Origin of the sequence: Bradyrhizobium sp. 186 (assembly GCF_023101685.1) — a bacterium.
Taxonomy (GTDB): Bacteria; Pseudomonadota; Alphaproteobacteria; order Rhizobiales; family Xanthobacteraceae; genus Bradyrhizobium.
Genome location: NZ_CP082164.1, coordinates 6728138 through 6748992 on the forward strand (window position 1 = coordinate 6728138; position 20855 = coordinate 6748992).

Annotated in this window: 23 protein-coding genes and 2 pseudogenes; 9 read left to right on the forward strand and 16 right to left on the reverse strand. The window is 62.3% G+C overall.

Going from position 1 to position 20855, the window contains the following annotated elements; translation table 11 throughout:
* Positions 1–57: 57 nt before the first annotated feature.
* Together IVB18_RS32480 and IVB18_RS32485 are read right to left on the reverse strand one after the other, a co-directional pair.
* Positions 58–522 (reverse strand): hypothetical protein, encoded by a 465-nt coding sequence (locus IVB18_RS32480; protein ID WP_346732566.1) that lies wholly within the window; start codon positions 520–522, stop codon positions 58–60.
* A gap of 14 nt (positions 523–536) precedes the next feature.
* Positions 537–1067: an AIPR family protein gene (locus IVB18_RS32485; protein WP_247984410.1), complete on the reverse strand. Its 531-nt coding sequence runs from the start codon at positions 1065–1067 to the stop codon at positions 537–539.
* 141 nt (positions 1068–1208) lie between these two features.
* Between IVB18_RS32485 and IVB18_RS32490 the strand changes: the two are divergent.
* Positions 1209–2050: pseudogene (locus tag IVB18_RS32490) on the forward strand (IS5 family transposase).
* Positions 2051–2210: 160 nt separating this feature from the next.
* Here IVB18_RS32490 and IVB18_RS32495 read toward each other — a convergent pair.
* The 4 genes and pseudogenes from IVB18_RS32495 to IVB18_RS32510 form a co-directional block, all read right to left on the reverse strand.
* Positions 2211–2588, reverse strand: a complete 378-nt coding sequence (locus IVB18_RS32495; RefSeq protein WP_247984411.1) for a Rap1a/Tai family immunity protein — start codon at positions 2586–2588, stop codon at positions 2211–2213.
* 654 nt (positions 2589–3242) lie between these two features.
* Positions 3243–3485, reverse strand: a pseudogene (locus IVB18_RS32500) (LysR substrate-binding domain-containing protein); the annotation flags it as partial.
* 51 nt (positions 3486–3536) lie between these two features.
* Positions 3537–3932, reverse strand: a complete 396-nt coding sequence (locus IVB18_RS32505) for a hypothetical protein (protein WP_247984412.1) — start codon at positions 3930–3932, stop codon at positions 3537–3539.
* 122 nt (positions 3933–4054) lie between these two features.
* A complete protein-coding gene (locus IVB18_RS32510; RefSeq protein ID WP_247984413.1) occupies positions 4055–5038 on the reverse strand; it encodes an aldo/keto reductase in 984 nt (327 codons plus the stop codon).
* Positions 5039–5143: 105 nt separating this feature from the next.
* Here IVB18_RS32510 and IVB18_RS32515 point away from each other — a divergent pair, with 105 nt between their 5' ends.
* Positions 5144–6037 (forward strand): LysR family transcriptional regulator, encoded by an 894-nt coding sequence (locus tag IVB18_RS32515; RefSeq protein WP_247984414.1) that lies wholly within the window; start codon positions 5144–5146, stop codon positions 6035–6037.
* Positions 6038–6110: 73 nt separating this feature from the next.
* On the opposite strand, the gene IVB18_RS32520 is transcribed toward IVB18_RS32515, so the two are convergent.
* Entirely contained in the window at positions 6111–7181 is a 1071-nt protein-coding gene (locus IVB18_RS32520; protein ID WP_247984415.1) for a hypothetical protein, read from the reverse strand.
* 237 nt (positions 7182–7418) lie between these two features.
* Here IVB18_RS32520 and IVB18_RS32525 point away from each other — a divergent pair, with 237 nt between their 5' ends.
* Positions 7419–8450: a patatin-like phospholipase family protein gene (locus IVB18_RS32525; RefSeq protein WP_247984416.1), complete on the forward strand. Its 1032-nt coding sequence runs from the start codon at positions 7419–7421 to the stop codon at positions 8448–8450.
* Positions 8451–8456: 6 nt separating this feature from the next.
* Here IVB18_RS32525 and IVB18_RS32530 read toward each other — a convergent pair whose 3' ends face one another.
* Both IVB18_RS32530 and IVB18_RS32535 read right to left on the reverse strand, forming a co-directional pair.
* The gene (locus IVB18_RS32530) at positions 8457–8885 is read right to left on the reverse strand and encodes a CBS domain-containing protein (RefSeq protein ID WP_247984417.1); all 429 of its coding nucleotides are present in this window, start codon (positions 8883–8885) and stop codon (positions 8457–8459) included.
* 187 nt (positions 8886–9072) lie between these two features.
* Entirely contained in the window at positions 9073–9879 is an 807-nt protein-coding gene (locus IVB18_RS32535; protein ID WP_247984418.1) for a rhomboid family intramembrane serine protease, read from the reverse strand.
* 441 nt (positions 9880–10320) lie between these two features.
* On the opposite strand from IVB18_RS32535, the gene IVB18_RS32540 reads away from it, so the two are divergent.
* Entirely contained in the window at positions 10321–10875 is a 555-nt protein-coding gene (locus IVB18_RS32540) for a PAS domain-containing protein (protein ID WP_247984419.1), read from the forward strand.
* A 217-nt stretch (positions 10876–11092) separates the two neighbouring features.
* On the forward strand, positions 11093–11884 hold the full coding sequence (locus tag IVB18_RS32545) for a Crp/Fnr family transcriptional regulator (RefSeq protein ID WP_247984420.1): 792 nt from the start codon (positions 11093–11095) through the stop codon (positions 11882–11884).
* 278 nt (positions 11885–12162) lie between these two features.
* Here the strand turns inward: IVB18_RS32545 and IVB18_RS32555 are convergent, their stop codons facing one another.
* Complete coding sequence (locus tag IVB18_RS32555; RefSeq protein ID WP_247984422.1) at positions 12163–12648, reverse strand: phasin; 486 nt, start codon at positions 12646–12648, stop codon at positions 12163–12165.
* A 506-nt stretch (positions 12649–13154) separates the two neighbouring features.
* On the opposite strand from IVB18_RS32555, the gene IVB18_RS32560 reads away from it, so the two are divergent.
* Positions 13155–13583: a cupin domain-containing protein gene (locus tag IVB18_RS32560; protein WP_247984423.1), complete on the forward strand. Its 429-nt coding sequence runs from the start codon at positions 13155–13157 to the stop codon at positions 13581–13583.
* 34 nt (positions 13584–13617) lie between these two features.
* On the opposite strand, the gene IVB18_RS32565 is transcribed toward IVB18_RS32560, so the two are convergent.
* Both IVB18_RS32565 and IVB18_RS32570 read right to left on the reverse strand, forming a co-directional pair.
* Positions 13618–14424: a transglutaminase family protein gene (locus tag IVB18_RS32565; protein WP_247984424.1), complete on the reverse strand. Its 807-nt coding sequence runs from the start codon at positions 14422–14424 to the stop codon at positions 13618–13620.
* A gap of 478 nt (positions 14425–14902) precedes the next feature.
* Complete coding sequence (locus IVB18_RS32570) at positions 14903–15292, reverse strand: hypothetical protein (RefSeq protein WP_247984425.1); 390 nt, start codon at positions 15290–15292, stop codon at positions 14903–14905.
* Positions 15293–15430: 138 nt separating this feature from the next.
* Here IVB18_RS32570 and IVB18_RS32575 point away from each other — a divergent pair, with 138 nt between their 5' ends.
* Both IVB18_RS32575 and IVB18_RS32580 read left to right on the forward strand, forming a co-directional pair.
* Entirely contained in the window at positions 15431–15937 is a 507-nt protein-coding gene (locus tag IVB18_RS32575) for a GNAT family N-acetyltransferase (protein WP_247984426.1), read from the forward strand.
* 127 nt (positions 15938–16064) lie between these two features.
* Entirely contained in the window at positions 16065–16352 is a 288-nt protein-coding gene (locus IVB18_RS32580; RefSeq protein WP_247984427.1) for a hypothetical protein, read from the forward strand.
* Positions 16353–16461: 109 nt separating this feature from the next.
* Here IVB18_RS32580 and IVB18_RS32585 read toward each other — a convergent pair whose 3' ends face one another.
* Complete coding sequence (locus tag IVB18_RS32585; protein WP_247991787.1) at positions 16462–18408, reverse strand: DEAD/DEAH box helicase; 1947 nt, start codon at positions 18406–18408, stop codon at positions 16462–16464.
* Positions 18409–18776: 368 nt separating this feature from the next.
* Positions 18777–19253 carry a MarR family winged helix-turn-helix transcriptional regulator gene (locus IVB18_RS32590; protein WP_247984428.1) on the reverse strand — a complete coding sequence of 159 codons (477 nt, stop codon included), beginning with the start codon at positions 19251–19253 and terminating at the stop codon, positions 18777–18779.
* Positions 19254–19350: 97 nt separating this feature from the next.
* Here IVB18_RS32590 and IVB18_RS32595 point away from each other — a divergent pair, with 97 nt between their 5' ends.
* Complete coding sequence (locus IVB18_RS32595; RefSeq protein WP_247984429.1) at positions 19351–19719, forward strand: antibiotic biosynthesis monooxygenase family protein; 369 nt, start codon at positions 19351–19353, stop codon at positions 19717–19719.
* Positions 19720–19824: 105 nt separating this feature from the next.
* On the opposite strand, the gene IVB18_RS32600 is transcribed toward IVB18_RS32595, so the two are convergent.
* Together IVB18_RS32600 and IVB18_RS32605 are read right to left on the reverse strand one after the other, a co-directional pair.
* A complete protein-coding gene (locus tag IVB18_RS32600; protein ID WP_247984430.1) occupies positions 19825–20253 on the reverse strand; it encodes a VOC family protein in 429 nt (142 codons plus the stop codon).
* A 117-nt stretch (positions 20254–20370) separates the two neighbouring features.
* Positions 20371–20853 (reverse strand): DUF5680 domain-containing protein, encoded by a 483-nt coding sequence (locus IVB18_RS32605; protein ID WP_247984431.1) that lies wholly within the window; start codon positions 20851–20853, stop codon positions 20371–20373.
* Positions 20854–20855 lie beyond the last annotated feature (2 nt).

Genomic DNA, 20855 nt, shown 5'->3' on the forward strand with positions numbered 1-20855 from the left:
TGCATCCAAGATGTTGTGAAGCCGAATTTGCAACCCTCCGGAACAAGGCGCAGGAAATCACATTATGGCGCAATAGAGCATCAGTTCTTCGGTGAATTTCGCTTCGTGAAGTTTATCACGATCCAGACCCGCTCCAGCAACCGCATCGATTGCTTTGAGGGCCTTGTCGAACAGCGCGTCAGCTTTTGAGGAGTCCCAGAGGCTCTCGCAAATAGCCTCGCAGTACTTGTCCATTGCATTCGCGTTCCATTTTGGAATCGGACTGTCGTTGCCCAGCAGACGAACCGCCAAGAGAATTTGGAACCTAGCAACCTTGTATTTACTGTCTACCTTCTGATTGCGGAAAAGAAACTCCAATAGGTACAGCGCGTAAGCTGAGGTGTAATAGGGATAGAGCTTGTGTTCATGAATGAAAATATCCTTGCCGACACGGTCTGAAAGACTTTTATAGCGGCGAACCGTGCTGTGAGGTTCAGCAAGAAACATCGCCGAAAAAGCCCGAACAGCATTCGTTTGAAGCACGACGCGGGTTTTCTCTATCGGCAGACCATCGTATTGGCGAGAGCGTCGCTCATAGTAAGTCTCTTTCCTTCCGGAAAATTCTTGAAGAATGCTTCAAGGTGTCGGGCGAATGTGGTGATAGCAAAGAACTGCTCGCTGGTGACTTCAGTCTGCTTATTTGTTGCGTGGATAATATCTTCGATCACTTCCTCATCCTGCGTCCAGATCAGACGTAGTGGCACGAGGACGGATGCGTCGAGATGCTCCTTGTTTTCGAACAGTACGTGGCTCGTCTGACAGCCGTTCACGATCTGAAAATCTTCAATGACGAACTTGCTGCCGGTGTGCGTCATATTCCTAGCAATGATCGTGATGCCGTTGTTCATCAGCACGAACCGTTTTCGGCGATCCGATTGCAGGGTTGAGCGAATTTCATCATTTACGCCGTTGTATCCCTGCCAATCCCGGACGTTGTCATAGAAAACGCTCCGCACAATTTCGTCATTGTCGCAGACAATTGGAAGATAATGCTGCGCGGGTATGAAGCCGACAAACGCCTCCCTCACTCCCGGAATCTCGGGGATGTCCTGTCGGCTCGAGAATACAAACTCTCGCGAGATGGAATTCTTAGTGTCTGTCCGGGAACATCTTGAATCATCGGAATCATTTGTGATTCAAGGGTGGCGGTCCGATTCGAAGGGGCGCCCATGTGGACGAAGGAGAACCGCGGTCGTTACGACCGAAGCCGGCTACGCTATCCAAGCGATTTGACTGATGAGGAATGGGCGTTGGTGGAGCCGCTGATTGCGCCAGCCAAGCGAGGCGGCAACAAGCGCACGGTCGATGTGCGCGAGGTGATCAATGGCCTGATGTATGTGCTGAGCACCGGTTGCCAATGGCGAGCGATCCCGAAGGACCTGCCGCCACGCAGCACGGTGCACGACTATTTTGACTTGTGGGCTTGGAACGGCACGCTCGATCGCATCCATCACGCGCTCTATGTACAATGTCGAGAATTGGCTAACCGAGAACCCAGCCCGAGCGCCGCCATCATCGACAGTCAAAGCGTCAAGAGCGCGGAAAAAGGGGGGCGTGGATCGACCCGCATGGCTACGATGCGGGCAAGAAGATCAAGGGCAAGAAGCGCCACATCCTAGTCGATACTCAAGGCTTGCTGCTCCACGCCCTCGTGCATTCGGCGGACATCCAGGATCGTGACGGTGGGGTGCTGGTGATGGCCACGCTGTTTGGCCTGCATCCATTCCTGCTGAAGCTCTATGCTGACGGCGGCTATCAGGGGCCGATCTTTCAGTCCGCCGTTCGCAAAATCCTCCGGCAAATCGACGTCGAGATCGTCAAGCGCTCCGATACAGCAAAGAGTTTTGCGATCTTGCCCAAGCGATGGATCGTCGAACGCACCATCGCCTGGCTCAACCGCTGCCGCCGTTTGGCCAAGGATTGGGAGTGCCTCAACCGAAAGGCATTGGCGTTCTTGCGCCTCGCCTCAATCCGCCTCATGCTGCGAAAGCTCTGCCAAAAAACAGCATGATCCCGGACAGACTCTGAAGTAAAAGTCGGCCCGGACTACCCGGTCCGGGCCGATTAAATTATTAAAGCAATCTGATCCGTCTTGCCGGGATCACCCCGCCTCGCGAATCAATACTGGTCCGTTTCCAACCTCGGTGGCTTAATTTGAAAATTGCAGTCGCCTAATTTGATTTGCAGGGCCAAGCTGCTCGGAAAGCTTCGATTGCTAGGACAGTAGAAAGTTCTTGGAGCCTTTCAGGGTGGGCATCGAGAAAAGCCACGAAAACCTTACCGGCTTGCTGGAATGTAACGGCCCCCGGCACACAAAAACGAATTTTCGGCGGAAGGTGGCTGCCAATCGCAGCGAGTGTCCGCGTCATCCCAGCGCAATCGCCTATAAAAAGAGCGTCGTCAGTTGAGATCGGCTGCTTGAACATGGCGTAGCGCCGACACGACTCTAAAACCTCATTTCCCGAAAAGCTAACGGGCTCTGCTCGCGTGCTTTGCGCAGCAGCTACCACACCGAACACCAGCAGGGCGGGCAGGATCTTATTGGTCAAGGATTCGCCATCCGTTGATCGTAGCGCGACCGTCCCACCCGCCGCCAGCCTTCACCGCCATCCACAGGACTTGATAGGAGTTCATATAATTTTCTCGCGGCCGGACCGTCACCGGATCGCGACACAAATGTAGACACAGCGCCGTCAGCACATTGATATGTCTAGGCTTTTTTGGCCAGCACTCTCCCTGCGCAGTGGTTGAAACGGTTTATGTCGTGAGCTCCCCGGGGAGTCGAACCCAATTGCCCCCGTCGCCTTGCGGATGGCTGATGCGCGCGCCCGGTTGGGCCGATGCACCACCACAAGACTTGGCGCCAGATTCGGGCGCCAGGACCGCACGATTTTGCCGTACGCAGGCCGCACCGGTCGTGTTCGCGACGCTTTCGCTCACGGTTGCCCGCCCTGCGAAGCTATTCGCGCCAGTGCTGCTTGCGTCCACCGCCGTCCGGCCCGCGTGTCGTGACGATCGCGATACGCCCCTCTTCCTTGGGCCGGAGTGAGGCGAAATATACGCAATTCCGAATTTCGGTAAAGTGGAATATTTTCGCCGGCGCGTATCGACCTACGGCTCGCGTGTTTTGCCCGTCACGCAACGCAAGGGATTGTAGATGCGGTAACGGGCGGCCGGCCCGTTACCGCATCTACGATCTATGATCACCCCGCCAGCCGCTCGATCACGATATCGAGCAGCGCGCGCAAGCGCGCGAGGCGCCGCAGATCGCGGTGATAGCCGACGAAGGTGTCGCGGCCTGGCGGCGTCGCTCCGATGTCGAGCGCGACCAGCCGGCGATCGCGGTCGCCGAGCGGACGCGGCAGCACGGCTAGTCCGCCGCCTCCCGCGGAGAGCTCGGCCTGCGCCTGCCTGTTGTTGCTGCGAGAAGCGACTTCCGCATTCGGTTAGACATCGATCGCGGGCTCTTCGCGGTGCACGCGCAGATGCGGGTGCCGCTAGTCCTCGCTGGAGGCTGCGGAGCGGTTGCGCAGATAGGCCTGCGACAACAGAAAGAACAATGCGCGCTCGCCATGGTATTTGGCGGACGGACGGCTGCGCTCGAACCCGTCCGCAAATATCTTGCCGGACTGGTCGCACACCTGCCACCGCCAGCCGAACCGTTTGCGCCTGGTGAGGATCACTTCGAACATGCCGACGGGCTTGGCCCCCTGCTCCTTGCCGGTCTCGCAGGCATACAAGCCTGCTCCGGCCTCCCCCACTAGACGGATGCCCGACATATAGCGCAGCGGCACTGAAAGAGAACAAAATTGATTGTCGGAAATACGTATCTTGCACCGGTTCTGACGAAGTCGCGACGCTTTGGGAATAAGCCCCTGCTGCGGGTGTTTCACTAAACCTCTCGGCGCAGCTTGGTAGCGCTGACATACGTATTCAGATCAGAACACAAGAACGAGGACGCCCGGTAAGCGAATGCTCACTGGGCGTCAGACGCTGAATTTTGCAATGCCGAGCTCTAGCGGCCGACTCGCGCCTGGAGATGCGCGGGATAGCGGTCGCCTTGCACCGCGACCTTGGCCAGCACCTCGGCGATGGCAGCGAGATCGGTTTCCGACAATTTCACCGCGGCAGCGCCAACATTCTCCTCGAGCCGGTGCAGCTTGGTGGTGCCGGGAATCGGCACGATCCACGGCTTCCGCGCGAGCAGCCAGGCCAGCGCGATCTGCGCCGGCGTCACCTTCTTCGCCGTGGCGATCTTACCGAGGAGATCGACCAACGTCTGGTTGGCCTTTCGTGCGCTGGATGAGAAGCGCGCTAAGATGTTGCGGAAATCGTTCTGGTCGAATGTCGTGGTCTCGCTGATCGCGCCGGTCAGGAAGCCCTTGCCGAGCGGGCTGAAGGGAACGAAGCCGATGCCGAGCTCTTCCAGCGTCGGCAGGATTTCCTGCTCCGGCTCGCGCCACCACAGCGAATATTCGCTTTGCAATGCGGTCACGGGCTGCAGGGCATGGGCCCGGCGGATGGACAGCGCGCTGGCCTCGGACATGCCGAAATGCAGCACCTTGCCCTCCCGGATCAAATCCTTCATCGCGCCCGCCGTGTCCTCGATCGGTACCTCGGGATCGACGCGGTGCTGGTAGAACAGATCGATGCGGTCGGTCTTCAGCCGCTTCAGCGCGGCCTCCGCCACCGCCTTGACGTTGGCGGGCCGGCTGTCGAGCCCGGCTTCGACCTTGCCTCCCTTGAAGCCGAACTTGGTGGCGATCACCACCTTGTCGCGGAACGGCTGGAGCGCCTCGCCCAAGAGTTCCTCGTTGACAAACGGACCATAGGCCTCGGCCGTGTCGAAGAACGTCACGCCGCGCGCGAAGGCGGTCCTGATCAAGGTGATCGCCTGGGACGTCTCGGTCGCGGGACCGTAGCCATAGCTCAGGCCCATGCAGCCGAGGCCGAGGGCCGAGACCTCGAGACCGCTCTTGCCCAATTTGCGCGTCTGCATCGCAGTTCTCCCTTGCGAAAATCACGTTCGATGCGGAATTTAGGCCGCGCGCCAGCCTGCGGTTAGGTGATAAAACCGGCATGAACTCATGATCCGGATTCATGAATGGCCCGAGCCAATATCAACGACCTCCTCGCCTTTCTCGCGGTCGCCCGCGAGCGCAGCTTCACCCGCGCCGCCGCCCAACTCGGCGTGTCGCAGTCCGCGCTCAGCCACACTGTACGCGCGCTGGAGGAACGGCTCGGCCTGCGGCTGCTGACCCGCACCACCCGCAGCGTCGCGCCGACGGAAGCGGGCGAGCGGCTCTTGCGCAATGTCGGGCCGCGCTTCGACGAGATCGATGCGGAACTGTCGGCACTGACAGCGCTGCGCGAAACCCCGGCCGGCACCGTCCGCATCACCACCGGCGAACATGCGGCGCAGACGATCCTATGGCCGGCGCTGGCAAAGCTGCTGCCGCGCTATCCCGACATCAAGGTCGAGCTCGTCGTCGACTACGGCCTGACCGATATCGTCGCCGAGCGTTACGACGCCGGTGTCCGTATCGGCGAGCAGGTCGCCAAGGACATGATCGCGGTGCGGATCGGACCGGAAATGCGCATGGCCGTGGTCGGCACGCCCGCCTATTTCGCCGCACAGCCGAAGCCGAAGCTGCCGCAAGACCTCACCGAGCACAACTGCCTCAACCTCCGACTGCCGACCTATGGCGGGATCTATGCGTGGGAATTTGAGAAACGCGGCCGCGTCATGAAGGTGCGCGTTGACGGGCAACTGGTGCTCAACACCGGCCTGTTGCGGATGAATGCGGTGCTGGCCGGCCTTGGCCTTGCCTACCTGCCCGAGGACATGGTGAAGCGCGAGATTGCCGACGGCCGGCTGATCCGCGTGCTCGCCGACTGGTGCGCGCCGTTTGCCGGCTATCACCTCTATTACCCGAGCCGGCGGCAACCGGCGCCGGCCTTCGCCGTGCTGGTGGAGGCGTTGCGGTATCGGAAGTGACCGACCTCCAGACCCGTCATGCCCGGGACAGGTCTACTTTGCATGGGGTTGTTTTCGATTTTTTTGCGGCGCCTCAGCGCGCGACGACTTCGACTTCGCCGTCGACGCCGTTCACGACATTGAAGCCGCGCTCGTAGACCTTGCCCTCGTTCTTGGCGATGGCGCGGTATTCGCCTTCGGAGAGCACGACGCGCGGGAAGGCGCCGATCGATTCCTTGATGACGTCGCCGCCCGGGGTCAGCACCGACCAGGCGGTGTTGGCGAGCGCCTCGCCGCCCTTGTCGCTGACGAGCTTGAGCGTGATGACGGCGGCGCGGTGGGTGATGGTGACGTCGGTGAGCTTGCCGGCCTGGACGCGGATGTCGGAGCGCACCACCGAATTGGCGTCGCCGTAGTTGGAGATGATGTAGTAGGTGCCTTCCGGCAGTAGCACGACGTCGCCAGCCGCAACGTTCGGCACCAACGAGGCGCGCTCTCCGGACTCGAACTGGCTGCCCTTGTAGATCGCGAACGAAATCTGGTTCAGCGGAATGCGGCTGGTGCCGACACGGCCTTCGATGCGCAAGCCCCCGGCCGGCAGCACGAAGGACTCGCGGTCGGTCTCTGCCTTCAGGCTGACGGTCCGCACCGCGCTGACAAGGCCGAAGGCGACGTGCACGACGTAATTGCCGGGCGGCAGCACGATGCTGGGCGTGGCGTTGCGGTCCTCGCGGATCAGCTTGAAGGTGCCGTTCTCGTCGGGACGATCGGCAAACACCCGCCAGACCAGGCCGCTGGTGATCGCAGGGGAGTCCTTGCCGTATTTCGCGGTCAGCGACAGCACGGCCTGTCCGGGCACGGCCGCATTGAGCGGCGCGGCCGACGGCACGGTGGTCAGCGCCGGCGGAATGGTGGGCGAAGCCGGCTGCATCAGGGTCGGCGGCAGACTCGGGGGTGCAGCGCCCGGCCCAGAGGGCGGCGCCAGGCTGACGGCGCCACCGGGGTCGGGCACCGAAGCCGGCGGCACCGGCGGCGGACGATCGGAGAAAAGCTGCGCCTGGGCGGCGCCTGGGCCGAGGGTAATGAGGCACGCAGCAAGGATCAGCGCCGGCAGCAGCCAACCGCTGCGCCGCCATCTGATGATGCCGTCACCCCCGCTAATCATGTCACCTGCTTTTCACTGAAAACGCGGCAAATTCAAGCCTCAGGAGCCCCAAGAAATACGTCATTTGGAACCCGGTTGACGCCTGCGTGATTAGTCCGCAGGCAGCTGTCATCGCCATACTCCTGCCCCGAGCCCTTTCCAAAGCGGCATAAACCATGCTTCGCCCTGGTTCTGGTAGAGAGCAAGTCCGGTGCCTAGTCTGATGATTGGGGCTGGCCCCGGCGTAGGAGAGTTTCGGTGCTGGACATTTTGAAGGGTCGGAGCGCAAACGGCTCCAACGGCGAGAAGATCGGCCTCGGCAGCATCCGCCGGCCGGTTATCGGCCTGGCACTCGGGGGCGGCGCGGCCCGCGGCTTTGCCCACATCGGCATCCTGAGGACCCTGCTCGCCAACGGCATCGTGCCTGATGTCGTGGTCGGCACCTCGATCGGCGCCGTGGTCGGCGGCGCCTATGCGGCCGGCCAGCTCGATACGCTGGAAGATTGGGGTCGCAGCCTGCAAGGGGTGCGCAACATCCTCGGCTATCTCGACATCCGCCTCAACGGCTCCGGCCTGATTGGCGGCGAGAAGCTCGCGACCCGGCTGGAGGAGTCGATCGGCCGGACCCTGATCGAGGACCTTCCGGTGAAATTCGCCGCCGTCGCGACCGAGGTCCGCACCGGCCATGAGATCTGGCTGACGCGCGGCCGCGTGGTCGACGCGGTGCGCGCCTCCTATGCGCTGCCCGGCATCTTCTCTCCCGTCCTGATCGGCGACCGCTGGCTGGTGGACGGCGCGCTGGTGAATCCGGTGCCGGTTTCGGCCGCGCGGGCGCTCGGAGCCGAAATCGTCATCGCCGCAAATCTTTCCAGCGATATCTTCACCTATTCCACGACGGTCTATTCGCACGGCGCGAGTCCCGAACCGGTCGTCCCTGTGTCGGAAGTTACGACGGCAAAACGGCGCTTTCCGAGATTCTTCTCGGTGGAGAAGACCGTGAAGCGCGAGTTCTTCGGCGGCGGCGGCGCGCGTCCCGGCATTTCATCGGTGATGGTGGACGCCTTCAACATCATGCAGGACCGTATCACCCGCGCCCGCCTCGCCGGCGATCCGCCGGACCTGCTGATCACGCCGCGCGTCGGCCAGTTCGGCTGGTTCGACTTCCACCGCGCCGACGACCTCATCGGGTTCGGCACCCGCGCCGCCGAGCGCGCGTTGGATTCGATTCAGGAAGCGATCCACGTACTGGCGCCGCCGCCCGAGGGCACCGCGCCGAAAGCGCAAGAGTGAGGCCGATCAGGCCGTCTTGATGTAGTCGCGCAGGGCTTCCTGCTCGGTCTCGTATTCCTGGACGCGGCGCTTGACGATGTCGCCGATCGAGATGAGGCCGACCACCTTGCCGTTGTCGGTCACCGGCAGATGGCGGAACTTGCCGGTGGTCATTATCTCCATGAGTTCGGCAACCGTATCGGTCTCCTTGCAGGTCACGACCTTGCGGGTCATGATCTGGCTCACGGACTCCTCCAGCGCGCCGGCGCCACGCTCGCCGATCACGCGCACGATGTCGCGCTCCGACAGGATGCCCTCGAGCCGGCTCTGGTCCATCACCAGCACCGCGCCGATCTTCTTCTCGCCGAGCAGTTTGACCGCGGCGGCCAGCTTGGCGTCGGGCTCGACGCTCATGATCTGGTGGCCCTTGGTGTTGAGAATGGAACGTACCGTCATTGTCGCCTCCCTGAATCGGGCCCGTCCGCCTTTCGCGGTTCGGGCTTGTTCGCGAGTCTTCAACTAACAGTTTCGGCGCCGGTTTCACGCTCAGGCGCTTGTCGAAGCGTCGCCGCTAGCGGCTTGCAGCTTCGAGCATTCTTCACGGGAATGATGGATGAAATCGGGCCGCGCCGCAAGCGCCGCTTCAAATACGGTTTGAAATGTCCTGTGATGACGCATCCGCAGCATCGCTTCGCACACGCGGCACGGGATCGAACAGCGCGAACAGCAACAGGCCGGCGAAGAAGCCGCCGATATGCGCCTGCCAGGCCACGCTGGTGGTTTCGGGGTCGATCCCGAGGGCGCCAATACCGAAGATGATGTTGACGCCGAACCACACCGCGAGGAAGCCGACTACCCGCCCGTCGCGCACCGCCCGCGACAGCGGCAGCGCCGGAACCTTTGCCGCAGTCTCGGCGTCCGAACGGCTGAACGACAGGAAGCTGCCGCGCACGAAGGCGAACCGTATCGCCGCCGCCATCGCGCCCGACACCGAGGCTGAGGCGCCGATCATCGGCGCCACCGCGTGCTCATGGGTGAGGAGATGGGCGAGCGCGCCGGCCGCTGCCGTCACCGCGAGAAAGAGGAAGAACCGTATCGCGCCGAAGCGCCGCGCCAACGCGCTGCCGAACGGCAACAGCCACAGCACGTTGAAGCCGAGATGGGTCAGGTTGGCGTGCAGCAGCGAATAGGTGACGAAGGTCCAGACCTTGGCGCCGGTGCCGCCCGGGATCTGCAAATTGAGCAGCGAGGAATCGTAGCGCTTCGGGATGAAGCCCAAGACGTCGATGGTCCAATTCTCCAGTTCCGGCGGCAGCAGGATCCGCAGATGGATCACCGCCAACAGGACGATATAGGCGGTCAACGCCGCCGGCAGCGTCAGGATCGGCTCGCGCGGAGCCTCCTCGACGACGGCCGGTGCATCCGGCGGGGGGTTCGGTGGGGAATCCAAGGGGGCTTCGCTTTCAGGCGCGATCAGAGCGGCAGGCTTGGAGATAGTCGCCTTTGCCCACCCTCTGCAAGTGCACAAAAGGAAAAGGGAGGGCTCTGGGAAAGCCCTCCCTGTCCGTGTCGGCCTTCCGGCACCCGGAGGAATAAGGAGTATCCCCACCCCTCCCCGCGGCCAGTGACCAAACTGCCAGGCCTCGCCGAGAACCTGGATAAAAGCGGCGAGGCTTGCGACCGCGGTCACCATAGCAGGGGCGCGGCGGACGCAAAACGCATAGTTAATTTAACGTTAACGACGCAAAGGCGGCGCCAACTGGTCCGAAAACGCCCCGGCGGCATGGACGCTGCAAATCCCCTCCTGCACAACAACCAAAGGGATCGCGGGTGCACTGAAGCGGGACAGGTCTGTCCCACGAGGTTGCGCCCCCGGGGTAAGCGTTCAGTCATGAAACATAAGTCGAGCCGCGAGTTCTTCACGTATTGGGACAGGAAACGCGGCACCGCGCGAGCACCTGATAGGGCCGACATCGACCCGGCCGCCGTCCGCGGCCTGCTCGGCGACATCTTCGTGCTATCCTGCGAACCCAAATTCGGCTTTCCGTTTCGCGTCGCCGGCACGCGCGTCTGCGCGCTTGCCGGGCTCGACCTCAAAGACCAAAGCTTTGCGGCGCTGTTCACCGAAGCCAGCCGCCGCGAGATCGAGGAGATCACCACCATCGTCGCCGACGAGACGCTCGGCGCCATCGCCGGCCTCACCGCTGCGCGCGAGGACGGTAGCAAGTCGCATCTCGAACTGTTGCTGCTGCCCTTCAACGCCCGCCCGCACACGCCTGTCAGCGTCACCGGCGTACTCGCTCCGTTCGACGACGAATGCGGCGCGCTCGGTGCGTTCACCCTCACCTCCTGGCGCTATCTGCACCAGCCGGAAAAACTGTTGCCACGCACGATCCGCAAATTGCAGATCGCACGCGGGCTGATGGTGTATGAGGGGTTGAGGTAGGAGTAACCCTCGTGTCAGGGCGCGCAGCGTTTGCAAACCGCCCGATCTTCATCGCAGTCAGACGCGCCGGCCCATGCAGGCTTGCGATCCGTGATTGGAACCTTACGTGTTGAGGCGCGTTTATGCGTTTGCCGTGGCAAGCGTCTGCGCGGCAAAGCGGCTCGGCCGGACAAGATGCGTTTGCTAGCCACCGGGCCTCCGTCGAGGGAAGATTCCCGTGATGGAGCACGCGACCAGAGTTGGTAATCGCTTGTTAGCTGCGTTACCGCCGGCCGATTTCGCTTTGCTTGCACCGTATTTGCGGAAAGTACCCCTCCAGCACGACGTAGTACTCGTTCGATCGGGCGACCGGATCGAACACCTCTACTTCCCCTGCAGCGGCGCGATCGCCCTCATCATGGAGTTGCCGAACGGACAGACGGCCGCAACCGCCGTGATCGGCAACGAGGGCGCCGTCGGCCTTATGTCGGCGCTCGGCCCCGGCCGGTCACCCATGACTGCGGTTGTCCGCGTGGCCGGGACCGCACTGCAGATCTCGCCTGCGCGATTTCACGCGGCGCTCGAACGCAGTCCCGCCCTCGCAAATGCGGTTCAGCTTCTTACCAGGGCGCTGCTGACGCAATTCCAGCACGTCGCTGCCTGCAACGCGCTGCACTCCGTCGAAGCCCGCTTAGCCCGCTGGCTGCTTCACATTCACGATCGGACGAATGGCGGTGACGTGCTACCCTTGACGCAGGAAACGTTGTCGCAATTGCTCGGCGTCCGACGCACCACGGTCACGCACGTCGTGAGTGCACTTCGAACATCAAGGGCCGTGAAATCCAGTCGGCGCGGCCAACTCGAGATCGACAGGCGGCGGCTCGAGGGCCTCGCATGCGAATGCTACAAGGTGATGAGCCGCAAGATCAATCGGATCGTTTCGCAGGATGCCGTGAGGGTCCTTCACGCCGCGTCGACGCCGGACGACCGCCTGCCCCCGGAATTCCCGTTGGCCAAGACCGTTTCGTAGACCCAGGCCTCTCTGGCGAACCACTCGTGCGTAGCCGCGCATATCCTGCAATAGGTGCGCGAAAAAAAGACTGCACTGCATCGGAACCTTTCGCGATCCGTCTCGATGCCCGTCGGAATGGAGCTTCCCGTTTCGGGGCACTTGATCATCACCATACCCATCCTGATTTCCTCCAGCTTGGCATCACCTCACAGCGAGGGATGGCCGCCACCGGCTGGACGGCGTCTCTTCTCGCGAAGACGCTCGTCCAGCCGATCCACGTGGCCAGTAGCTTCGATTCAAGCAGCCCTATGCAGAACCCGGTTGAAGCTGTTCTTGATCGGCTCGGCCGTCTCACTCGCGACCTTCTGGGCCAGATCCCAAAGCTCCCGGTTCTGGGCGGAAGCCGCTTCAAAGGTCTTGCGGCCGTGAGCGGAGGAGAGGTTCACGAGGTCCGCAAACGACCTCGCGTCTGCAAGCTGGGAGAGGAATTCCAGCGCGGAGCTGGTATTGGCGTTGGATATTTCGATGACCTTCGTGCCGTAATCGGCGGCACGCTTGGCATTGGTCGAACAGGCGTCGCAGAGAGCTTCGGTGATCTCCTCGGAAGTCGTCTTCATCTGCTCGAAATTTGCCTTGGCCCGTGTGGCGGCCGGCGCGGCGAGATCGCCGAAGATCGCCTGGATGTTGAAAAACGGTACGTCGAATTTGAAGTTTGCATTTCCGTTCGCCGTCCCATTCAGCGGAGCGGCATTCGTCTCGGCTTTCACATTAACATCACTCACGGGCTTTCATCCTTTCAAGCGAAACTAGATAATGGATTGAAGACTCCCCGACGCGTCCAGGTGCTTACTGCACCGGGACACCAGTGCCCCTATTTTCACGATGGTGGGATGCTGCTGCGGATATGCAGCTCTCGCCCCCTGCCGGAGCCAACTATGACCGACGAAGGTCGAAGCTTCGGTTCGCTTTCGGACTCTCAATTTGAATTAATTCGAATCTTGCGATGAAGCGGCGCAGAGAGAATCCTGCGTCTTTAAAGTTGCTGCAATTGCATGCGCCAACTTGAGATCAGCACCGGCGAGCTATTCAGAGGCTCGATCCCGGAGCCGTTTGAGCCGGAATGTTCTGCCGCTTGCGCAACCGGCAGGTCGGCCTGCAACGGTCCCTGTGCGACAAATTGGCCGGTCGCTCGCGGGCTGATGGTGTATGAGGGGGCTGCGGTAGTTCTCGTTTCGACGTGAGCGAGCGCCGCGATCTCGATGCGGCCTCTCACCTGGACGAAACGACCATGCCCGACATCATCAATTTCGGCTCGCTTCAGCTCCGCTTCCTGCACAGCAAGGATGACACCGGCGGCAGCGTCGATATCTTCGAAATGACGTTGCAGCCGAATGCGCGGATGCCGATCCCGCATTATCACGACCGCTGGGACGAAACGATCTACGGGCTGTCCGGCGTCTCGACCTGGACGATCGACGGCCAGCAAAACGATCTCGCCCCCGGAGCCTCAGTCTTCATCAAGCGCGGCATCGTGCACGGCTTTACCAACCGTTCGACGAGGCCGGCGACCTGCCTGTGCATCCTGAGCCCCGGGGTGCTGGGACCACAATATTTCACCGAGATGGCCGCGCTCCTGTCGGCCGGCGCGCCACCCGACCCCGCGAAGATGAAAGAGACGATGCTGCGCTATGGACTGGTGCCGGCGCCGGCTGCGTGAGCCAGGCTCGCCGCCCAACGGAAATGACCGGCCCTTACGCGATCTCGTCGGTCCAGACCTTGAAGCTGACCAGCTTGTTCGGGCCAAAAGTCTGCGTAATCGGAACGTCGCAGGCATCGCGCCCCTGTGCGATCAGAATGCGCCCCTGCCGCGGCACGTTGTTGCGTGGATCGAAGGTGTGCCAGCGCCCGCCGATGAAGGCCTCAAACCAGCCGGCGAAATCGCCCACCGCCCAAGGCTGCGGCGTGCCGACGTCGCTCAGATACCCGGTGCAATACCGCGCGGGAATGTTCATGCAGCGGCAGAACGCAATGGCCAGATGGGCATAGTCGCGGCAAACGCCCTTGCCTTCCTGGTACGCCTCCCACGCCGTCTTGGTGGCGCGCGCATGTTCGTAGCCGAAGTCGATGTGGCGGTGAACGAAATCGCAGATCGCCTGCACCCGCGCCCAACCTGGAGGCGTCTTCTCGAACAACTTCCAGGCGATCTCCGAAAGCCGGTCGGTCTCGCAGTAGCGGCTGCCGAGCAGATAGCCCAGCGTATCGGACGGCAGATCTTCGATCCTGTGTTGAACGGCCGAGGCAAACACCGGGTCGGGCAGACCGCTGTCGCGAACGACGCCGTCCGCCGCAAGGCGCATGCGACCGGCCGGCGCGACCATGCGGCTACACCAATTGCCGAACAAGTCCCGATAGGGTGTGATCTCGACCGCAGGCGTGGAGGTGACAAAGTCCGGCACGATGACATCCGAGGCGCGCGTGAAATGCGTGCCCAGCACCATGATCATCGGTGTTGCCTGCGGGAAATCGTAGAGCATTTCGAATCCGACACGGAACTTCATCGAAATGCCCTTTCGGCAAGATCTCAGCTCGAAGTGGCTACGAATCCGTCGATTACAAGGCGGGCAGCCGGACGTCTCGTGTTTCGAGCCAGCAAAGCTGGTCAGGACGCAGCGCCGGAACTGCTTGCCGCCGCGAAGCAGGTGCGCGCCCGCGTGCATCTCGCGCGCTCCCACAAAAATATCGAAAACAACCCCATGCAAAGTAGAAGGCCCGCCGGCCGGCGTGCTGTCGAGCGGCGTCGGGAAGACATTTGACACGTCGGGCAAAACAGCGGCACAACTTCATCGTGGCGCTGATGGCTCCTCAGGATGGGCCTTGTTTCGCGGCAATATCCTAGACTTCCAGGATCTTGGACCCTCGAACAGCCACCCAAGCAAGCTATGCGATTGCCTCCCCCGCAAGCGCCCGCTAGCGGGAGAGGTGAAGCGAGCACGCGGTCCAGTCGATGTAACCCACCGGTCCCGCGCTAGCGATCCATCACGGCATCGCCAGGTGCCAGGCGCCGTTCAGAAAACCGTCGCCGGTGACGTCGCCGGGCTTCTGGTCCTTGGTGAAGGTATAGAGCGGCTTGCCCTTGTAGGCCCATTGCTTGGAGCCGTCGTCGCGCGCGATGACGGTGTAGCCCTCGCCGGCTGCGTCGCTGGCCTCGGCCTTCAGCACCGGCCAGTTCGTTGCACAGGGGCCGTTGCAGGCTGACTTGCCTTCGCTGTCCTTCTCGAAAGTGTAGAGCGTCATGCCCTTGGCATCGGTGAGCACGTTGCCCTTGTCGGTCTTGCCGGTCTTGGTCGGCGTCGCGGCGAACGCCGCGGGGATGATCGCGAGCGACGCTGCGAGCGTGAGTGCGAGGCGGATCGGCGATGTCGTCATGGTATCTCCTGTCATGCAATTGGCTTGCATGGGTAGGACGCCGCGCGAGGCGTCGTATTCCTGAGACGGCGGCAAGCATATTTTTGGCTGCGCGCGTCTTCGCGACGGAATAAACTAGGATGGATGAGACGGAACGATATGAGCAAGCCGCATTGGCGCCACGCATGCGCGTCCGAGTTGCCGGCGATCATCGCGATCGCGGCGCGCATCCACCCCGATCTTCCGGAACGAGCCGAAGTGTTCGCGGAGAAGATGCGGCTATATCCAGATGGCTGCTTCGCGCTCGTCGCGGACAATGAGATCGTGGGCTACGGGCTTTCGCATCCCTGGATGCAGCAGCAGGTCCCGCCGCTCAATGGCTTCCTCGAAACATTGCCCGGTGATGCGGATTGCCTCTACGTGCACGACGTTGCCGTGCTGCCCGATTGTCGCGGCGGCGTGGCGCGCGCTTATGTCGCAATAATCGAGGATCTCGCGCGCGTATCAGGCATCGCGATGCTTGCGCTCGTTTCGGTATACGTCACGCGGCCACTGTGGGAGCGTTTCGGCTTTCGGCCCGTAACAGCCGACGCGGAGCTGCGGGAAAAGCTCGAATCCTACGGCGCGAGCGCGACCTACATGCTCCGCGACCTCGCCGACAGGTAATCTCCCCTCGCCGGCCGCCCGGCTCACGCGGGCGTGAAACCACCTCCTCGAACCGGCTTCGATCTGCTTTCGTCGAAGGACTGTGCGAGCCGTTCCGGTCTCGCCAGACCGAGGCTGGAGAATTTCCATGAGACTCACATTGTCGAAAGTTGCTTTCATTGCATGCGTTGCGACGACCGCCTGCACCGCGACCAGCGCCAACGCGGTGCAGTTGCGGACCTATGGTTGCGACATGGCCTTCTTCGAGGGCTGCGCCGGCTTTGTTGAAGTGCCGCAGCAGCAGCCCGGCCGGCGCGCCGCCAATCGCGACACCTCGCCGATCTACATGAAGCAGACCGATCCGCGCTACAATTCCGCGATGCGTGATGCCGGTGGTGGAGGTGGCGGCGGAGGCGGCGGTGGCGGTGGCCGCTGAGCCCACACGATCTTGCAGGAACGCCGCCGGCTCGCGCCAGCGGCGTTCATTCGTTCTGGTCAGGGCGCGCCGGCAATTTTCGGTTGCCAGGCATTCCCGCGGCGACGGATCAGCCGCGATGCTTCTTCTTTGCCTTCTTGCCAGATGAAGCTTTCGCTGACCACTCGGTTGCTTGACCGGGCTTGTCCCGATGTTTGTTTTTCTTTCCGAAGGTCGGCCCGTCACCGAATTTCGAGCCGCTCTTGCCGTGAGGCTTGCCGTGCGGCTTCGGTCCTCTTGCGGCATGGGCGTGATCGCCTCGACGAGCACCGTCATCGGCCTCGCCGGCTTCGCGCCGAGGCGCGTGCGGCCGCTTCTCCGACGGCACTTGGCCCTGCGGCGCATTCGCCATCGGCTCAAGGCGGATATTGTCTTCCTTGTCCGGACGCTTGATCTTGGCAGCGAAGGATTCCGCGACCCGCTCGGAAATTTCGAACTCGGTCGTGGTGTCCATGATCCGGATGGCGCCGATGTCGCCCTTGTCAATGCCTCCACGACGGCAAATCATCGGCAAGAGCCAGCGCGCTTCCGCATTCTTTCGTCGTCCGATGTTGGCCCGGAACCATACGCTGGACTCCGCCATGCCGTGACGCGGCGAGGATTTCCCCGTCTTCGATCGCGGCCCGGCAGGGCGATCATCGCCGCGCGAAGTGCGGACATCGTCGCGCGGCGTGCGGACATCGTTGCGGCCGCGATCATCACGCGGCCGGCCGCTTCGCTCGCCGGGATCGATGATGTCTTCAGGCGATGGCAGTCGCGCGCGATAAAGCCGCGCGAGCGCCGCGGCGATATCCTCGGGCGATCGCTCGGCCAACAATGCCTGCGCCAGGACCAGATCGTCGGCGGTCGTCTCCTCGCTAAACAGCGCATCCTTCAGCATGCGCTCGTGATCGAGCTTGCGGATTTCATCCGCCTGAGGCGCTGTCCCCCAGACGGCGTCGATGCCGGACAGATTCAGCAGCACCTCCGCGCGCCGCCGTCGTATGGGCGGCACCAGCAGGACGCTGACGCCCTTTCGTCCCGCGCGGCCGGTGCGGCCCGAGCGGTGCTGCATGACCTCTGCGTCATTCGGCAGGTCCGCGTGAATGACGAGGTCGAGGCTCGGCAGGTCGATGCCGCGCGCGGCCACATCGGTCGCCACACAGACGCGGGAACGTCCATCCCGCAACGACTGAAGCGCCTGGGTGCGCTCGTTCTGGGTCAATTCGCCCGAGAGCGCCACCACGGAGAAGCCGCGCTCCAGCAACGCCGCCTGCAAATGCCTGACGGCATCTCGCGTGTTGCAAAACACCAGCGCGCTCGGCGACTCGAAAAAACGCAGGACGTTGACGACCGCATGCTCGACATCGCCGGGAGCGACCCGGATGGCGCGGTACTCGATGTCGGCGTGACCACCTTCGTCACCCGCGACCTCGATCCGAAACGCCTGCTGCTGATATTGCTTGGCCAGCGCCACGATGCCGCGCGGAAACGTTGCCGAGAACAGCAAGGTGCGGCGCGTCTCCGGCGTGGTCTCGAGGATGAACTCCATGTCCTCGCGGAAACCGAGATTGAGCATTTCATCGGCCTCGTCGAGGACGACAACCTTCAATTCCGAGATGTCGAGACGGCCGCGGCGCAAATGATCGCACAACCGGCCGGGCGTCCCGACCACGATGTGGGCGCCCGCGGCAAGCTCGCGTTGTTCGCGGCGCGGATCCATGCCGCCGACGCAGGAGACAACCCGCCCCTCCGCATGTTCATACAGCCAGGCAAGTTCACGATGGACCTGCAAGGCAAGCTCGCGGGTCGGTGCGACGATCAACGCGAGCGGCGCGCCGGCGCGCTCGAACCGCTCGGCGCTATCAAGCAGATCCTTTGCCATGGCTAGCCCGTAGGCGAGGGTCTTGCCGGAGCCGGTTTGGGCCGAAACCAGAAGGTCGCGGTCGGCGGCTTCCTCCGTGAGCACGGCGAGTTGAACGGGGGTCGGACGGTCGTAGTTGCGCTCGGCCAAAGCTCGGGCGAGCGGCGGACTCATGGTCGGAAAAGACACGGGATAAACCTTGGTTGGTCCAGGCGCGGAACATCGAGCCGCGCGACCTGAAGCTCATGCGCGGCAGATGGTCCGGCCGCACGCGTGGTGATTTGATTTGGATGCTCTTTACGCCAAGCGCAGGCAAATCACCATGCCTATGACGCATGGCTTTGGCGACGCCGAGAATAAGCTTACCGTTGCCCCGACCCACTACATCCAGCGTTTTTGGGCCGTTTTGCTGCATATAGAGAGCCTTTGGGCCAAAGCAGCGGATTTTCATAGTCATCGCGGGTAACAAGCCTGAGCCGAGCAAAGCCAAGATCAGGACCGCCCTCAGCCAGTGGATAGAGACCGCAAGCGTGCCCTAACGTTCAGGACTGCTCTTCAGATTCGTCGGTGCCTTCCAGTTTTCTTCGCAACGCCGTTATGACGTGGTGGACTGTCTTGATGTCCTTGACCAACAGCCCGTCCGAGAGGCTGCTGATCCAGGGGCCCTGCAAGCGCATGGCAGCGTCGAAGGCCGCTCTTCCTTTGTCGGTCAGAACGACAAGTTGTGCCCGCCGGTGATGCGGGTTGGTCTCGAATGCGACCAACCCTTCCTCGTGCAGATCGTTGACGATCCGCTGCACGTTCTGGCGATTGGCACCGAGATCGCGCGCGAGCCACGCCACGGGCTGAGGACGTTCGGCAGTGACGATGGCGCCGAGGATCTGCCAGCGGGCACTGGTCAGGCCGAGTTCGGCGACCAGCCTGTCTCCGGCGGCAAGCATTCGGCTGTTGAGCCGGAACAGGTCGAGAATGAGATCAGTCAAGGCATCGCCGGCTGGCGTCCGCTTGGTGTTGCGCATATGTCATCCTATACCTATATTGACATTATGATGTCAATACATTATGTCTCCATCATATCAACTTGACATCATGCAACCAATAGCAACGGAGACCGTCATGCCGCTCATGCGCCCTCTTGATCCTGCCTTCCCGATCGACCGTCAGATCGCGATCGATGCCACCTCCATCGTGCTGGTGAACCTCTTCACACTCGACAAGGCGGACGAGCAGACCTTCCTCGATGCCTGGCAGGTCGATGCCGCGTTCATGAAACGGCAGGCGGGCTTCATCTCGACCCAGCTTCACCGCGCGATCGGCGAAAGCCCGACTTATCTCAACTGTGCCGTCTGGGAATCGACCGCGGACTTCCGGGCTGCGTTCACGCATCCCGAGTTCAGGGCGAAGCTCTCGGCCTATCCGTCCTCGGCCGTCGCTTCGCCGCACCTGTTCCAGAAGGTCGCGGTGCCGGGTATCTGCGTCGCGTAGCGGAGAGGCTTCACCGAAGCCGATGTTCCCGACCAGTCGGGGAAGTGCTTCATCGGAGGATTTTCACGGTCGCCGATGTCGGCTGTAGCTGGTCGAGCGCCGCTCTCAGATCTCCGCGTACACCTCCAGGAGATTGCCGTCGGGGTCGCGAAAGAACAACGTTCGGTGGCCGAAGGACTGGTTCGTCGGTGGAGACAGCGGTGCCACGCCCTGCCGCACGAGCTCGCCGGCGCACTGGTCGACTTCGGCCGCGGACACCTTGAAGGCCAATTGAAGCGAGTCGCTGCCGTGCGGGATCGGCGCGTCAGTGGCGGTCCGGCTCGGCTTCGCCAGGGCCAGCGTGTTGCTGCCCACGCCGTACTCGATCCAGTTTGGCGAAAGCTCGCGCAGCAGCGGAAAGGCAAGGACATCCTCGTAAAAGCGGCGCATCGCGATCATGTCGCGGACGAAAATGACGGTGTAGTCGATCGCACGAATGGCGCTGAAGGGCGAGCGCGCGCGTTGGCCTGGTTCGGTTGTCTGTTCTTCCATCATAGGTGTCTTTCATTCCAAACGCCGGTAGCCCGCATGAGCGAAGCGATATGCGGGAAAGCTTCTTCCACAAACACTCCCGGATATCGCTTCGCTCATCCGGGCTACAAGGTTCGCGAATTATCGCAACAGGCCGCCACCATAGCGCAGCTCGTAAAGCAACGCGCCATTCTGCCGCGAGATCGTCTCGATGCCGTGGAAGCGATCGAGCGAGCCTTCGAACTCGTTGCGGTAGATCATGTCCGCCTGCTCGAACAGGCGCGGTCCCCGATAGGACTCCTCGGCACGGACGGCCAGCAGCGCCTGGCGCAGGAATTTGTAGATCGCGTGGAAGGTGTCTCGATCCGTGATCTCCGCGCGGGCGCCACCGCTGTAGCTCATCGACCAGACGACGCGATCATCCCGCGACACGGTCTCCTGCCCGACGAAGAATCCCATCCCGAAATAGATGTCGCGATAGACATAGGGCGGAGCACGATGCTCGAGTTGCTTTGAGCCGGCGAGCAGCGGAGCGGCCACGGTGGCGTCGTCGTCAAGCCCTGCATAGGTGCGCCGCTTGGCTTCGACCAGAAACGTCGCAAGATCGTGAGGGATGGATGACATCG

Excerpts from the sequence above, each read along its gene's own strand:
- IVB18_RS32585 (WP_247991787.1), bottom strand. The coding sequence starts at position 18,408 with ATGAGTCCGCCGCTCGCCCGAGCTTTGGCCGAGCGCAACTACGACCGT.
- IVB18_RS32605 (WP_247984431.1), bottom strand. The coding sequence starts at position 20,853 with ATGTCATCCATCCCTCACGATCTTGCGACGTTTCTGGTCGAAGCCAAG.
- IVB18_RS32565 (WP_247984424.1), bottom strand. The coding sequence starts at position 14,424 with ATGAAGTTCCGTGTCGGATTCGAAATGCTCTACGATTTCCCGCAGGCA.
- IVB18_RS32575 (WP_247984426.1), top strand. The coding sequence starts at position 15,431 with ATGAGCAAGCCGCATTGGCGCCACGCATGCGCGTCCGAGTTGCCGGCG.
- IVB18_RS32580 (WP_247984427.1), top strand. The coding sequence starts at position 16,065 with ATGAGACTCACATTGTCGAAAGTTGCTTTCATTGCATGCGTTGCGACG.
- IVB18_RS32590 (WP_247984428.1), bottom strand. The coding sequence starts at position 19,253 with ATGCGCAACACCAAGCGGACGCCAGCCGGCGATGCCTTGACTGATCTC.
- IVB18_RS32595 (WP_247984429.1), top strand. The coding sequence starts at position 19,351 with ATGCCGCTCATGCGCCCTCTTGATCCTGCCTTCCCGATCGACCGTCAG.
- IVB18_RS32570 (WP_247984425.1), bottom strand. The coding sequence starts at position 15,292 with ATGACGACATCGCCGATCCGCCTCGCACTCACGCTCGCAGCGTCGCTC.
- IVB18_RS32510 (WP_247984413.1), bottom strand. The coding sequence starts at position 5,038 with ATGCAGACGCGCAAATTGGGCAAGAGCGGTCTCGAGGTCTCGGCCCTC.
- IVB18_RS32560 (WP_247984423.1), top strand. The coding sequence starts at position 13,155 with ATGCCCGACATCATCAATTTCGGCTCGCTTCAGCTCCGCTTCCTGCAC.
- IVB18_RS32520 (WP_247984415.1), bottom strand. The coding sequence starts at position 7,181 with ATGATTAGCGGGGGTGACGGCATCATCAGATGGCGGCGCAGCGGTTGG.
- IVB18_RS32540 (WP_247984419.1), top strand. The coding sequence starts at position 10,321 with ATGAAACATAAGTCGAGCCGCGAGTTCTTCACGTATTGGGACAGGAAA.
- IVB18_RS32515 (WP_247984414.1), top strand. The coding sequence starts at position 5,144 with ATGGCCCGAGCCAATATCAACGACCTCCTCGCCTTTCTCGCGGTCGCC.
- IVB18_RS32530 (WP_247984417.1), bottom strand. The coding sequence starts at position 8,885 with ATGACGGTACGTTCCATTCTCAACACCAAGGGCCACCAGATCATGAGC.
- IVB18_RS32600 (WP_247984430.1), bottom strand. The coding sequence starts at position 20,253 with ATGATGGAAGAACAGACAACCGAACCAGGCCAACGCGCGCGCTCGCCC.